The 14,250-nt window shown below is 46.0% G+C and carries 10 protein-coding genes and 2 tRNA genes; 10 read left to right on the forward strand and 2 right to left on the reverse strand.

Going from position 1 to position 14,250, the window contains the following annotated elements; all coding sequences use genetic code 11:
* Positions 1 to 20: 20 nt before the first annotated feature.
* Complete coding sequence (gene mfd / locus CL55_RS05265; RefSeq protein ID WP_046330164.1) at positions 21 to 3,575, reverse strand: transcription-repair coupling factor; 3,555 nt, start codon at positions 3,573 to 3,575, stop codon at positions 21 to 23.
* 23 nt (positions 3,576 to 3,598) lie between these two features.
* On the opposite strand from mfd, the gene ispD reads away from it, so the two are divergent.
* The 9 genes from ispD to CL55_RS05310 all read left to right on the forward strand — a co-directional run bounded on the left by ispD (position 3,599) and on the right by CL55_RS05310 (position 12,871).
* Entirely contained in the window at positions 3,599 to 4,360 is a 762-nt protein-coding gene (gene ispD / locus CL55_RS05270) for a 2-C-methyl-D-erythritol 4-phosphate cytidylyltransferase (protein ID WP_046330165.1), read from the forward strand.
* Between the two features lie 22 nt (positions 4,361 to 4,382).
* A complete protein-coding gene (ispF, locus tag CL55_RS05275) occupies positions 4,383 to 4,886 on the forward strand; it encodes a 2-C-methyl-D-erythritol 2,4-cyclodiphosphate synthase (RefSeq protein ID WP_046330166.1) in 504 nt (167 codons plus the stop codon).
* 81 nt (positions 4,887 to 4,967) lie between these two features.
* Positions 4,968 to 5,054 (forward strand) — tRNA-Leu (locus CL55_RS05280).
* A 57-nt stretch (positions 5,055 to 5,111) separates the two neighbouring features.
* Positions 5,112 to 6,449: a trigger factor gene (gene tig, locus CL55_RS05285; RefSeq protein WP_046330167.1), complete on the forward strand. Its 1,338-nt coding sequence runs from the start codon at positions 5,112 to 5,114 to the stop codon at positions 6,447 to 6,449.
* Positions 6,450 to 6,476: 27 nt separating this feature from the next.
* Positions 6,477 to 7,106: an ATP-dependent Clp endopeptidase proteolytic subunit ClpP gene (clpP, locus tag CL55_RS05290; RefSeq protein ID WP_046330168.1), complete on the forward strand. Its 630-nt coding sequence runs from the start codon at positions 6,477 to 6,479 to the stop codon at positions 7,104 to 7,106.
* A 26-nt stretch (positions 7,107 to 7,132) separates the two neighbouring features.
* Positions 7,133 to 8,494: an ATP-dependent Clp protease ATP-binding subunit ClpX gene (clpX, locus tag CL55_RS05295; protein ID WP_046330169.1), complete on the forward strand. Its 1,362-nt coding sequence runs from the start codon at positions 7,133 to 7,135 to the stop codon at positions 8,492 to 8,494.
* Positions 8,495 to 8,672: 178 nt separating this feature from the next.
* Positions 8,673 to 11,105 carry an endopeptidase La gene (gene lon, locus CL55_RS05300; RefSeq protein ID WP_046330170.1) on the forward strand — a complete coding sequence of 811 codons (2,433 nt, stop codon included), beginning with the start codon at positions 8,673 to 8,675 and terminating at the stop codon, positions 11,103 to 11,105.
* Between the two features lie 117 nt (positions 11,106 to 11,222).
* A tRNA-Val gene (locus CL55_RS05305) sits at positions 11,223 to 11,298 on the forward strand.
* Positions 11,299 to 11,404: 106 nt separating this feature from the next.
* Positions 11,405 to 12,871, forward strand: coding sequence for a peptidylprolyl isomerase (locus CL55_RS05310; RefSeq protein WP_046330171.1), 1,467 nt, complete (start codon positions 11,405 to 11,407; stop codon positions 12,869 to 12,871).
* A 1-nt stretch (position 12,872) separates the two neighbouring features.
* Here CL55_RS05310 and CL55_RS05315 read toward each other — a convergent pair whose 3' ends face one another.
* Positions 12,873 to 13,523 (reverse strand): arylesterase, encoded by a 651-nt coding sequence (locus CL55_RS05315; RefSeq protein WP_052728771.1) that lies wholly within the window; start codon positions 13,521 to 13,523, stop codon positions 12,873 to 12,875.
* Positions 13,524 to 13,548: 25 nt separating this feature from the next.
* Between CL55_RS05315 and CL55_RS05320 the strand changes: the two genes are divergently transcribed.
* Positions 13,549 to 14,229 carry an ABC transporter ATP-binding protein gene (locus CL55_RS05320; RefSeq protein ID WP_046330172.1) on the forward strand — a complete coding sequence of 227 codons (681 nt, stop codon included), beginning with the start codon at positions 13,549 to 13,551 and terminating at the stop codon, positions 14,227 to 14,229.
* Positions 14,230 to 14,250 lie beyond the last annotated feature (21 nt).

A 14,250-nucleotide genomic window follows, 5' to 3' on the forward strand; every position in this document is an offset into this window, starting at 1 on the left:
TGGTTGTAAGCAATCAATAATTAATTGGCTTGAGCAGTATTGAGCATGGCAGATGCATTTAAGCTTCTCAGAATTTTACGAATTTGTTCAAGACGTTGCTCTAGTTTCTCAAAATCCTGCTCTTTTTGGGGGAGAATTTTTAATTTATCTTGGCCATTGAGTTGTATATATTTTGATGATTGAATCAGTTGAATAATTTTCATCGGGTCAATGGGTGGATTAGGGATGAACTGAATCTGAATGGACAATGGGCTGGCGTCAATCTTTTTGATACCAAAGCCGGTCATCTCCAGACGTAAGCGATGGGTTTCATAAAGAGATTTGGCCTGATCAGGTAAGTCACCATAGCGATCTACTAGTTCCTCGCGCAATCCCATTAATTCAGAGAAGTCATTTGTGCCGGCAAAACGCTTGTACATCGATAGTCGCTCGTGGACATCTGGGCAATAGTCATTTGGAAAGAGGGCTGGTACACCTAAATTGACATCGGTTGTTGCTTGGAGTGGTGTCAAGAGATCTGGCTCTTTACCACTGCGCAGAGATTTCACTGCACGATTGAGCATCTCGGTATAAAGCTGAAATCCAATTTCATGTATCTCACCAGACTGCTTATCTCCCAGGACTTCACCAGCACCCCGAATTTCTAAATCGTGCATCGCTAAATAAAAACCAGAACCGAGTTCTTCCATCGCTTGAATGGCATTTAAACGTAATTGCGCCTGCTTACTAAGTGCCTCAGGATCTGGTACCAGTAAATAAGCGTAGGCCTGATGATGTGATCGTCCAACACGTCCACGTAATTGATGTAGCTGCGCCAAACCAAACTTATCAGCACGATGCATGATGATCGTATTGGCGGTAGGCACATCAATACCAGTTTCAATGATGGTGGTGCATAACAAGATATTGGTACGCTGGGTCACAAAATCACGCATCACTGACTCCAACTCACGTTCATGCATTTGACCGTGCGCTACGCTAATGCGCGCTTCTGGAATCAGTTCTTGTAAGGCATGCTTACGATTTTGAATGGTGTCGACTTCGTTATGCAGGAAGTAGACTTGTCCACCACGCTTAATTTCTCGCAGGACCGCTTCACGAATAACGCCATCACCTTCTCGTCGCACAAAGGTTTTAATGGCTAAGCGCTTCTGGGGTGCAGTAGCAATAACAGAGAACTCTCGTAAACCTTCCATCGCCATACCAAGTGTTCGTGGAATGGGGGTGGCAGTTAAGGTCAGAATATCTACTTCAGCACGTAATGCTTTCAGTGCATCCTTTTGACGAACACCAAAACGATGTTCCTCATCCACAATCACTAAGCCTAAATTAGCAAACTGAGTTTCTTTAGATAGCAGCTTATGTGTGCCGATAATAATGTCGGCTTCACCTTTGGCAATCGCCGCTAGTGCAGCATTAATCTCTTTAGTAGTCTTGAAGCGGGAGAGCTCAACGATGCGCACAGGCCAATCGGCAAAGCGATCTTTCCAGGTCGCAACATGTTGTTCAGCAAGTAGGGTAGTTGGCGCTAGGATGGCTACTTGCTTACCACCCATGACCGCAACAAAACTAGCGCGTAGTGCAACCTCTGTTTTACCAAAGCCTACATCACCGCATACCAGTCGATCCATCGGTGTACCACTAGTCATATCCCCAATCACTGCTGCAATGGCGTTTGCCTGATCAGGAGTTTCTTCAAAACCAAAGCTTTCTGCAAATGCGGCGTAATCATGGGCTGAGAATTCAAAAGCGTGCCCTTTACGAATCGCTCTAGCAGCGTAGAGATTTAAAAGTTCAGCTGCGGTATCGCGTATTTGCTGGGCAGCCTTACGTCTTGCCTTATCCCACTGACCCGAGCCCAGCTGATGCAATGGTGCTGAATCAGGATCAGAGCCTGCATAACGGGTCACCATTTGCAGTTGTTGTACTGGTACGTATAGAGTGGCGTCTTTGGCGTATACCAAGTGCAAGAACTCTTCAAAGATAGGCTCTTCTTTGGGCGGCGCTAAATTCAGAAGTACTAAACCTTGATAACGACCAATCCCATGATCAGAGTGCACAACCGGATCACCGATTTTAAGCTCAGATAAATCTTTAAAGAGCATATCTGGATCAGCGCTCTCACTCTCCTTACCCTTGCGCCTTTGACGAGCAGTGGCTGTGAACAGCTCTGCCTCCGTGACGATGATTAAGTTTTCAGCAGGCCAGGTGAAGCCATTAAACAGTTGCGCTGTTACCAGACCAAATAGAGCATTGCCTTTAATAAAATCGGAGACGCCTTCAAAACCTTCTGGCTTCAGTGGATAGAGTGGTTTTCCATGTTGACCGGCTACAGAATTACTCTCTTCAAAGAGTTGGCGAATGGATTCTTTTCGACCATTGCTATCAGTGCAAATGAGTACGCGTACTTTTTCTTGGGAAACCAGAGTGCGCAGCCGATTGATGGGGTCGGTATCTCGCCGATGAATAGATAGGTCGGGAACGGCTAAAAATTGCGGAGACTCTTGGGTTTCTTTATCTGTATCTTTATTTAATGCCAAACGTGCATATGGTTTAGCTGCTGTAAAGAATTGATCTACATCCAAAAATAATTCAGCTGGTGGAAGAATAGGGCGATCAAGATCATGTTTTAAGAATTCGTATCTGGAAACGGTATCTTTCCAAAAGCCCTTGATGGATTCTTCAACATCGCCGATGCTCACAGCCCAAACGGGATCGCCTGAGCGGGGAAAGTAATCAAAGACTGTCGATGACTCTTCAAAAAAGAGCGGTAGATAAGATTCTATACCTGCACTAGGAATTCCGAGGTTGGCATCTTTATAAATTGAGCACCGCGTTGGATCACCTTCAAATACTTCGCGCCAGCGCCCACGAAATGCCGTACGGGAAGCATCATCAAATGGGAATTCGTGACCTGGTAATAGGCGAACTTCTTTTACTGGATAGAGGCTACGCTGAGTATCGGGATCAAAAGCTCTAATTTGCTCAATCTCATCACCAAAAAGATCAAGGCGATAAGGCAGACTGGAGCCCATTGGAAATAAATCAATCAAGCCACCCCGGATGCTGTATTCACCAGGGCGCATCACCGAGCTGACGGGATCGTAACCGGCCTGTTGTAGCTGCAATTTCAGTGCAACTTCATTGAGCTTGTCACCCTGTCTGAAAAAGAAGGTGTGACCAGATAAAAAGTTTGGCGGACCCAGTCTTTGCAGTGCTGTAGTAATGGGAACCAGAACAATGTCGCAGCTGCCGTTGAGCAATTCATACAAAGTCGCTAGGCGCTCTGAAACCAAATCCTGGTGTGGCGAGAAATGGTCGTACGGTAGGATTTCCCAGTCAGGTAGTAGGCGTGTCTTGAGTTGCGGGGCAAAAGCGGGAATTTCTTCCAAAAGGCGCTGAGCCTCCTGTGCCTGGGCACAGAAAATGACCATGACTGAGAACTCTGAGCGATATCGAATGGCAGATTGGGCGATGAGCGCTGCATCTGACGAGCCAACCAGGCCTGAAAAGGTAAAGCGCTGCCCAGCCCTGGGTGCGGGTATGGGGGGTACTAGTTTTAATGCATCAGACATCTAGGCTCATTATAGAATCAGGTATGTTCGCTGGAAATCAATCTTCACCGTCTTTAGCTCAATGTCATGCCCTGTTGCCTACGGCAGGTACCGGATCTCGGCTTGGTGGAGCTTTGCCAAAGCAGTTTCAGGAGCTGGCAGGAAAGCCAATGCTAGCTTATGCCCTAGATGCTTTTATTCAGACTCCCGAGATTGCCTCTATATGGGTGGGCGTAAGCCCTGGTTTTATCGATAACCCCATCCTAGGCACGCTTACCAGTAAAGCTCCAGCGATCCGGTTCACTCCAAGCGGTGGACCCACCCGCCAAGAAACCGTCCTCAATACTTTGGCAGAGATGCTCAAAGCAGGTATTCCTGAGAGCGATTGGGTTCTGGTGCACGACGCCGCTAGACCAGGAATCACACCTCAACTCATTCAAAAACTCATTCTTGCTGTAAATCAAACGGGCGAGGGTGGCTTATTGGCAATGCCACTAGCTGACACCCTCAAAATGGCTGATGCTAACTCCGCAATTGCTGGTAATCCCAGCCGGTCTGTGAAGACAATATCCCGAGATCATCTATGGCAAGCCCAAACACCTCAGATGTTTGGTTTAAAGCAATTACACGATGCCATTGAAGAGGGCATTCGCTTGGAGGCGGATATTACGGATGAAGCCAGTGCTATGGAGCTGATTGGCAAAAACCCCCTATTAATTGAAGGTGCGACTCGTAATTTCAAAGTAACCCATCCGGCAGATTGGGATTTGATGCAAACCCTCTTGCGAACCCCTATAAACTTATAGTCAAGAGAACACTTACAAGCCCATGACATCCAGCACGCCTCATATTCCTCAATTTCGCATCGGCCAGGGCTACGACGTTCATGCCTTGGTCGAGGGTCGCAAGCTTATTCTCGGTGGGGTGCATGTCCCTAATGAAAAGGGCCTGTTGGGACATTCTGATGCGGATGCCTTGTTGCATGCTTTGACGGATGCTTTACTGGGCGCCGCAGGCTTAAATGATATTGGGCAGTTATTTCCAGATACAGATCCACAGTTTAAGGATATGGATAGCCGAATTTTGCTCAGAGCTGCTCTGCAAAAGATCCAAGCAGCTGGATTTCATGTGGGCAATGTGGACGCAACGATTATTTGCCAAAAACCTAAATTAGCCACTTTCTTACCGGAAATGGTTCGCAATATTGCAGCAGATTTGCTGGTGACGCCCAGCCATGTCAACCTCAAGGCTAAAACCAATGAATCTCTTGGGCACCTTGGCAGAGGTGAGGGCATAGCAGTTCATGCCGTGGCTTTGCTCTACAAGGCCTAAATATCCTTCAAAACCGCTAAGCATTGTAGAATTGTGGTCTTTAGAGTGAAGCTTCAGCTCGGTAGTGTTTGCGGAATTCGCGCGAGGATGGCGAAATTGGTAGACGCACCAGGTTTAGGTCCTGACGCCAGCAATGGTGTGGGGGTTCGAGTCCCCCTCCTCGCACCACAAGATAGCTACTTGGCTTGGGCTTCACATAATCCGATTTTCAATTAAGAGACGAGAATGGCTGCGCAGATAGAAAATTTAGGTCAGTTAGACCGCAAAGTGACCTTAGAGTTCGCTCGTGCCGATTTGGCTAAGGCGAGAGAAGACCGTTTAGCTAAATTGGGTAAAACCATGAAAGCCCCAGGCTTCCGTCCAGGCAAAGTGCCTAAGACCATGGTTGAAAAGCAATATGGCATGCAAGTCGATTTCGAACTTCAGTTCGACAAAGCTCAAGAACTCTTTTATGACTTAGCCCAAAAAGAAAAAATTCAATTAGCAGGTGAGCCACGCCTCGATCCTAAATCAGAATTAGATGCAGACAAAATTGTTTTCGATGCCTACTTTGAAGTTTTGCCAGAAGTAAAGATTGGCGATATCACTAAAGCAGAAGTAACTAAGTACACAACGGATATCTCGGATGCAGAGATTGATCGTGCACTCGATGTATTGCGCAAGCAGCAAGTACATTACCATCCACGTGGCGATGCCGGTGACCATGGTGATGGCGGCGCAAATACCGCTGCGCAAGCTGGCGACCAAGTGGTTATTGACTTCGTTGGTAAGATCGATGGCGTCGAATTTGCAGGCGGGAAAGCGGAAAACTTTGAATACGTGCTCGGTGAAGGTCGCATGTTGCCAGAATTTGAAGCTGCTACTTTAGGTCTCAAGGCAGGTGATAGCAAGACTTTCCCATTAAGCTTCCCAGCCGATTACCACGGTAAAGATGTTGCCGGTAAAACTGCTGATTTCACGATCACTGTGAAGTCAGTCAATTGGGCACACTTGCCAGTAGTTGATGATGCGTTCGCATTGTCTTTAGGTGTTACCGAGGGTGGCGTTGCGAAGATGCGCGCAGAGGTCAAAGAAAATTTGGATCGCGAAACTAAGCGTCGCATTACTTCCCTATTAAAAGGCGAAGTCATGGAGAAGCTCAACAGCATTTGCGAATTTGATGTGCCTAAGTCTTTGGTTGCTCAAGAGCAAGAGCGCTTAGCTGAGTCTGCACGTCAAGACTTAATACAGCGCGGCATTCCAAATGCAAAAGATGCGCCAATTCCAGCAGAGATGTTTGCTGAGCAAGCCGTGAAGCGTGTCCGCCTCGGTTTGATTCTGAGTGACTTGGTTAAGCAGCAGAATTTATCTGCTACTGCAGATCAAATTAAAGCTGAGATTGATGAGCAGGCTGCTACTTACGAAGATCCAAAAGAAGTAGTGCGTTGGTTCTATAGCAATCCTAACCGCCTCAAAGATGTTGAGAACTTGGTGCTTGAAGATAATGTGATGAAGTATTTCACTTCTCAGGCTAAAGTAATTGACAAAGCAGTTACTTTCGAAGAACTCAGCAAACTTAACTAAGTCATTAATTAATAAAGGTCTGACCACATGAACCAGAATCATTTCCAGTCTGAGAATTTAGAGCCAAAAAGTTTGGGTTTAGTTCCAATGGTGATTGAAACCTCTGGTCGAGGTGAGAGGGCTTATGACATTTACTCTCGCTTACTCAGAGAACGCGTAGTTTTCTTAGTTGGCGAAGTAAATGATCAAACTGCCAACTTAGTGATTGCACAGTTGCTATTCCTCGAGAGCGAAAACCCAGATAAAGAAATCTCTTTGTACATCAACTCTCCAGGCGGCTCCGTTTCAGCTGGTCTCGCAATTTATGACACGATGCAATTTATCAAACCGCACGTGAGCACATTGTGTATGGGTATGGCTGCAAGTATGGGTGCATTCTTATTGTGCGCTGGTGAGAAGGGTAAGCGCTATGCTTTGCCAAATTCACGCGTAATGATTCATCAACCATTAGGCGGTGCACGCGGTCAAGCTTCAGACATTGAGATCCAAGCTCGTGAAATCTTGTATCTGCGTGAGCGCTTGAATCAGATTTTGTCTGATCGCACAGGTCAAACAATTGAAACAATTGCTAAAGATACTGATCGCGACAACTTTATGTCTGCAGACCAAGCTCAAGAGTATGGCTTGATCGATAAAGTTATCGATAAGCGCCCTTAATACGAATTTTCTTTTAGATAGCTACTTTGAGCGATATCAACACTACCAACAGCACAGACAAAGTTCTGTATTGCTCTTTTTGCGGCAAGAGTCAGCACGAAGTAAAAAAGCTGATTGCCGGCCCATCGGTATTTATTTGCGATGAGTGTATTGACCTTTGTACGGACATCATTCAAGAGGAATTATCAAAGCTCCCTAAGCTCGAGGGCGATGATTCTTTGCCAACACCCCATCAGATTCGTGAGAATCTAGATCAGTATGTGATTGGCCAAGATCATGCCAAGAAGACTTTGGCAGTAGCGGTCTATAACCACTACAAACGCCTGCAGTATTTGCCAAAGCCAAAAAAAGAGAAGTTGGATAAAGATGGCAAGCCTGTAGAGACTTCAGATAAAAAAGAATCTAAGCTTCCTGCTAAAGCTATGGTTGATGGTGTTGAATTAGCCAAAAGTAATATTTTGCTGATTGGCCCAACTGGATCTGGCAAAACATTATTAGCTCAGACCCTAGCGCGTATGTTGGATGTGCCGTTTGTGATGGCTGATGCAACTACCTTGACCGAAGCGGGTTATGTTGGTGAAGACGTTGAGAATATTATTCAAAAGTTGTTACAGGCTTGCGACTACAACGTAGAAAAAGCGCAGCGTGGGATTGTGTATATCGATGAGATTGATAAGATCTCTCGTAAATCGGATAATCCATCCATCACTCGTGATGTATCGGGTGAGGGCGTTCAGCAGGCGCTTTTAAAGCTGGTTGAAGGCACTATGGCTTCTGTGCCACCTCAAGGTGGTCGCAAGCACCCCAATCAAGATTTCTTACAAGTTGACACCACTAATATCTTGTTCATTTGTGGCGGTGCATTTGACGGCCTTGAGAAGGTCATTCAGCAGCGTACTGCGAAGACCGGCATTGGATTTAATGCCACGGTTCCAGGTAAAGACGATCGCGGTATCAGCGACCTCTTGATCGAAGTAGAGCCCGAGGATCTCATTAAGTTCGGCCTTATTCCTGAATTGATTGGTCGATTGCCCGTTGTTGCCACTTTGGCGCAATTGGATGAAGTAGCATTGATCCAGATTTTGACTGAGCCTAAAAATGCCTTAGTGAAGCAATACCAAGCTTTGTTGACGATGGAAGGCTCTGAGCTGGAGGTTCGCCCAACAGCTTTGTCAGCAATTGCTAAAAAAGCTATTGCCCGTAAGACTGGTGCTCGTGGCCTACGTTCCATTCTTGAGGGATCCCTCATGGATGTGATGTATGACCTGCCATCTTTGAAGAATGTTCAAAAGGTGGTCATTGATGAAAGCTCCATTGCTGAGGGCGGTAAGCCCATTTTGGTCTACAAGCAAGGTGAAGAATCTTCAGAATTGAGTAAAAAAGCCTAATTTTTGCTATTTTTTTGCTGTTACTAGTAGATTTTGCTCACTTTTTGTCTATTTCCCCCTTGTTTTTCACTTGGCGGCACCCACATAGGTAGTATCCTATTCTCCAATAATGCCTGTATCTAGTGGTGCGGCATTTTTAGAGATATTTACGGAATGACTATTTTGGAGGAATTGCCCCATGCCTGGCCACTTATTACTACCCTCTGAACCTATTCAACTGCCATTGCTCCCATTAAGGGATGTGGTGGTATTTCCTCACATGGTGATTCCATTGTTTGTGGGACGTCCAAAATCCATCAAAGCACTAGAAGCCGCCATGGAAACTGGCAAGAATGTACTTCTAGTAGCGCAAAAGACTGCTGCGAAAGATGAGCCTAGCGTAGAGGACCTCTACGATGTTGGTTGTATTGCCAATATTCTGCAGATGCTGAAGTTACCCGACGGTACCGTCAAGGTATTAGTCGAAGGCGTTCAACGCGCTGAAGTCAGCCAAGTGGAGGATAGTCAAGGCTACTTCTCATGCGAAGCGACTCCAACGGCAATGTCCTCATTAGATGCTCACGAAACTGAAGCATTGCGCCGCGCCATCATGGCTCAGTTTGATCAGTACGTGAAGCTCAATAAAAAAGTACCCCAAGAAATTCTCTCCTCATTAGGTGGCATCGATGATCCAAGTCGTTTGGCCGATACCATTTGCGCACATCTGCCAGTTAAGCTTGAGCAAAAGCAACGCTTGCTGGAGATGTCGGACGTAGTGCAGCGATTGGAAAGTCTTCTGGCCGATCTTGAGAGTGAGATCGACATCTTGCAAGTTGAGAAGCGTATTCGTGGACGTGTAAAGCGTCAGATGGAAAAGAGCCAGCGCGAGTACTACTTGAACGAACAAGTTAAAGCGATTCAAAAAGAATTGGGTGAGGGTGAGGAGGGTGCTGATCTCGAGGAACTCGAGAAACGCATTAAAGCTGCTCGCATGCCTAAGGAAGCCTTGAAGAAGGCTGAGTCTGAACTGAAGAAGTTAAAGCTGATGTCACCAATGTCTGCTGAAGCAACGGTGATTCGCAACTTCATTGATACTTTGGTGACGCTCCCTTGGAAAAAGAAAACCAAGATCAATAACGATTTAACCAACGCGGAAAAAGTATTGGATGAAGACCACTACGGTCTTGATAAAGTTAAAGAGCGTATTTTGGAGTATCTCGCGGTTCAACAACGGGTTGATCGTGTTAAAGCTCCAATTCTCTGCTTAGTTGGGCCTCCAGGCGTTGGCAAAACCTCTCTAGGTCAATCGATAGCCCGCGCAACAAACCGCAAGTTTGTGCGTATGGCTTTGGGTGGCGTACGTGATGAATCTGAAATTCGGGGGCATCGTCGTACCTATATTGGCTCTATGCCAGGCAAGATTCTGTCTAGCTTGACTAAAGTCGGTGTACGCAACCCTTTATTCCTCTTGGACGAAGTGGACAAGATGGGTATGGATTTTCGTGGAGATCCCGCAAGTGCCTTGCTAGAGGTCTTAGATCCCGAACAGAATCACACATTCCAAGATCACTATGTTGAAGTCGATTTTGATCTTTCAGATGTGATGTTTGTTGCTACATCGAACTCCTTGAATATTCCCGGTCCATTGTTAGATCGCTTGGAAATTATTCGCCTTGCTGGTTATACGGAAGATGAGAAGACTAGCATTGCCATCAATTACTTGATTCCAAAGCAGATTAAAAATAATGGTCTGAAGAAGGATGAACTGAAGATCGAGGAATCTGCTGTCCGCAGCATGATTCGTTATTACACTCGTGAGGCGGGTGTTCGTTCCTTAGAGCGAGAGATCAGTAAGATTTGCCGTAAGGTGGTTAAGCTACTGCTCCTGAAAAAAGAAGCCGCTCCAGTCACTGTAAATACCGACAACTTAGAGAAGTTCTTGTCCGTGAAGATGTATGACTTTGGTCTTGCGGCAAAAGAGAATCAAGTTGGCCAGGTAACTGGTCTGGCTTGGACTGAAGTTGGTGGCGATCTGCTCACCATCGAAGCAGCGGTAATGCCTGGTAAAGGTGTTATTACTCGTACAGGCTCTATTGGCGACGTGATGAAGGAGTCAGTAGAAGCAGCCAAAACTGTGGTGCGCTCACGAGCAAGAGCTCTTGGCATTACTGACGAAGCATTTGAGAAGAAGGATATTCACATTCACTTCCCTGATGGTGCGACCCCGAAAGATGGTCCGTCAGCTGGTATCGCTATCACAACTGCCTTGGTATCTGTATTTACAGGAATTCCAATTCGTTCAGATGTGGCAATGACAGGTGAGATCACCTTGCGTGGTGAGGTACTTCCGATTGGTGGCTTAAAAGAGAAGCTATTGGCAGCGCATCGTGGCGGCATCAAGTTGGCATTAATTCCAGAGGAAAACATCAAAGACTTAATTGATATCCCAGATAACGTCAAGAATGCAATTGAAATCGTGCCGGTACGATGGATTGACAAAGTTTTGGAGTTGGCTTTAGAGCGAAAACCAGTTGCTTTGTCTGACCCAACGCCAGAAGAGCTTGCTAAAAAGGCCGCTGAGGCCAGCAAAGTTAATGAAAAGATTTCTTCTGGAGAGGTCCTGAAGCATTAATGTAACTAGATGTTTGAGGGATTTTGAGTCAGATTGAGCTGTCTATTACAGCCCACTTTGTTGAAGAATCCCTCTTTTATTCCCGCACTAGGTTACAATCTCGTCTGTATTAATTTGGGGCGCTTAGCTCAGATGGTAGAGCGTCTGCCTTACACGCAGAATGTCGGCGGTTCGATCCCGTCAGCGCCCACCAGTTTCCCCCATTTGCATTTGTTTTTCCTCAAATAGGCTTTCTAGCTCCTTCTAGACCTTCCGCCTAGTACACTCGTGTTATTAATTTTTTTTCGAGCGATTAATTCATGTTTGATTCAGTACGTAAACACCAAAGAGTTCTGCAGTTTGTTTTGATGTTGTTCATCGTCCCTTCTTTTGCTTTATTCGGTATATCAAGCTATTCCGAATTTATGGATAAAGAAACTGACATTGTGAAAGTCAATGGCAAGCCTATTACTGCGCAAGAAGTTGATACTGCTGCAAAACGTCAAGCTGAGCGTGTCGGTGGAAATGCCCAGATTGCTCAAAGTCTACCTTTTCGTCAGGCGATCCTGAACGAGTTATTGCAACAACGCATTCTTGGTTTTGCGATTAGCGACCTCCGTCTGCAAGTAGGCAAGCAAGAGCTAGTTAATAGCCTGCAAAAGATTCCACAGATTCGCGCTTTATATCGACAAGATGGTACATTTGATGATTTACGCTTCAAACAGTTGCTAGCTAGCAATGGCATGAATGAAGAACAGTTTTATGCTGGTCAAAGTTTTGATTTAAAAATTCAGCAGTTAATCAATTCAGTTGCTCGGACAGAGTTGGCTAGCCCAAAATTATCTGAGATTGTTTTATCTTTATATGACACTGAAAGACAGGTTCAGACTTTGCAGTTCAACGCTAAAGATTATTTAGCTAAAGTGAATCCAAGCGCCGATGAACTGCAGGCTTTTTATGAGGCCAATGCCAAGTTGTTTGAACGTCCTGAATATATTGATGTTGAGTACATCGTGCTAAGGGCTGATCCGAAAGAGGACTCTAAGGTTTTTAATGACAAAGCAGATCAGTTTGCCAATATTACTTATGACCAGGCCGATAGCTTGAAGCCTGCCGCAGACAAGTTGAAGCTCAGCATTCAAACTCAGAAGGGTGTCACTCGTGCTGGCGCAGCTGGCGTGTCTAGAGATCATCCTTTAGCCAATGCCAAAGTAGTTCAGTCACTTTATGGTGATGAGGCCCTGAAAAATAAGCGTAATACCGAGGCTGTGCAAATAGCACCCGGTGTGTTTGTATCTGCTCGAGTAGTGACCTTATACCCAGCCCAAGTTCTGCCTTATCAAGATGTTGCGGCAGAAGTGAAGCGTCAGGTAAGTCAACGTGCTGCGGAGAAGCTAGCTATTACAGCTGCTAGCGAAAAATTAGCCGCCCTTGAAAAGGATCCCAAGAACGTCGCTGGTTTCAGCACTGCGACCTGGATTTCACGCAACAAGCCAGGCAGTCTGGTGGGTCCATCGATGGATGAGGTCATGTCCGTGAATGCAAGTGCATTACCAGCTCTTGTTTCAGTTGCTAATCCAGGCGTTGGTACTACCATTTATCGCATTGATCAGGTACGTCAACCGACAGCGGTAGATGCTAAGGTTCAAAAAGCACAAGCACAACAGATTCAAGCGCTGGCTGCACAGTCAGAGTTTGCAGGCTTTATGGCTTACTGGCGCAATAGCGCTGGCGTTAAAGTGATTAACCCACTGAAGCAGGCAAGCGCTGGAAGCGCGGGAAGTTAAGCTAGGGTATTTTTTTCAGCAAGTTACTGTATGGGGCCATTGAGCCCCATACGTTTTTAAAGATAATGCTTTGCGCATCTACATTGGGATGTAGTCGATCTGCTTGAAATAATTCTGCTTTAGTAGCAACGCCCTCTAAGAAGAATGGTAGTAGCTCAACTTGTTCTTGATTCGCGATTTGAGGATAGATTTGTTTAAATTGCTTGGTATAAGTTTGGCCATAGTTTGAGGGAATCTGGATGCCACAGAGTAAAACCTTGGCACCTGCTTTTTTACTCATCTGAACCATCTGCCGTAGATTGGCCTCAGTTTGATTAACAGGTAAGCCTCGTAAAGCATCGTTAGCGCCCAACTCGATCAGGACAATTCCCGGTTTTTTCTGACTCAAGAGGGCGGGTAGACGAGTTAAACCACCAGAGCTAGTCTCACCGCTAATACTGGCATTAAACACGCTCCAAGGACTTTTATCCTTTGCAAGCTCTGCCTCCAGTAGCGTGACCCAGCCACTGCCACGCGGTAGACCATATTCTGCTGAAAGACTATCGCCCAATACCAGAATGACGGGCTTTACTTGAGCCCAAGAACAAATACTCATTAAGAGGCAAAATAGACCTGTAATGAATTTATTGGCGATTAAAAGCTGAGTCTGCATTTTTCCATTCTTGAAAACTTTTTACATGAACAGACAGTCTAATTCCATTGTTGCCGATCAGGTGAGCAAGCTGGTTAAAACGGCTGATGGCAACTTGAGTATTTTGCACGAGCTGAGCTTTCAGATTAAGCAAGGTGAGAGCGTGGCCATTGTGGGGGCATCGGGTTCTGGAAAAAGTACTTTATTAAGCCTCCTGGCTGGACTAGACCTGCCAAGCGCGGGGCAAATCGAGCTGATGGGGCAAAACCTCAACTTACTCGATGAGGACGGCAGGGCACGTTTACGTGGTCAGTTAGTTGGCTTTGTCTTTCAATCATTTCAACTATTGCCTCACCTGACTGCCTTGGAGAATGTGATGCTCCCTCTTGAGATCGCTGGGGATCCTCAGGCTGATGCAAGACTATCCGCGCTAGAGTGGTTAGAAAAGGTCGGTTTAACTCCAAGAGCTAATCATTTCCCTAAAACCCTTTCTGGGGGCGAGCAGCAACGTGTGGCGCTAGCACGAGCCTTTATTAATAAGCCCGCCATTCTGTTTGCTGATGAACCCACCGGAAGTCTTGATGAGGCCAGCGGTAATAGAGTGATTGAGCTCCTTTTTGAGCTAAATCGGGAGAATTCCTCGACACTTGTTTTGGTGACCCATGATCCAGCCTTAGCTGCTCGGTGTGGGCGCCAATTGAGCCTGCATGGCGGACGATTGACCTAATCAAAACCTTATAATCTCGGC

Source organism: Polynucleobacter duraquae (assembly GCF_000973625.1).
Lineage (GTDB): Bacteria > Pseudomonadota > Gammaproteobacteria > Burkholderiales > Burkholderiaceae > Polynucleobacter > Polynucleobacter duraquae.

Bases quoted from the DNA above. Each gene is read 5' to 3' on its own strand.
- ispD (WP_046330165.1), top strand. From the start codon at position 3,599: ATGTTCGCTGGAAATCAATCTTCACCGTCTTTAGCTCAATGTCATGCC.
- lon (WP_046330170.1), top strand. From the start codon at position 8,673: ATGCCTGGCCACTTATTACTACCCTCTGAACCTATTCAACTGCCATTG.
- tig (WP_046330167.1), top strand. From the start codon at position 5,112: ATGGCTGCGCAGATAGAAAATTTAGGTCAGTTAGACCGCAAAGTGACC.
- CL55_RS05315 (WP_052728771.1), bottom strand. From the start codon at position 13,523: ATGCAGACTCAGCTTTTAATCGCCAATAAATTCATTACAGGTCTATTT.
- CL55_RS05310 (WP_046330171.1), top strand. From the start codon at position 11,405: ATGTTTGATTCAGTACGTAAACACCAAAGAGTTCTGCAGTTTGTTTTG.
- mfd (WP_046330164.1), bottom strand. From the start codon at position 3,575: ATGTCTGATGCATTAAAACTAGTACCCCCCATACCCGCACCCAGGGCT.
- clpP (WP_046330168.1), top strand. From the start codon at position 6,477: ATGAACCAGAATCATTTCCAGTCTGAGAATTTAGAGCCAAAAAGTTTG.
- ispF (WP_046330166.1), top strand. From the start codon at position 4,383: ATGACATCCAGCACGCCTCATATTCCTCAATTTCGCATCGGCCAGGGC.
- CL55_RS05320 (WP_046330172.1), top strand. From the start codon at position 13,549: ATGAACAGACAGTCTAATTCCATTGTTGCCGATCAGGTGAGCAAGCTG.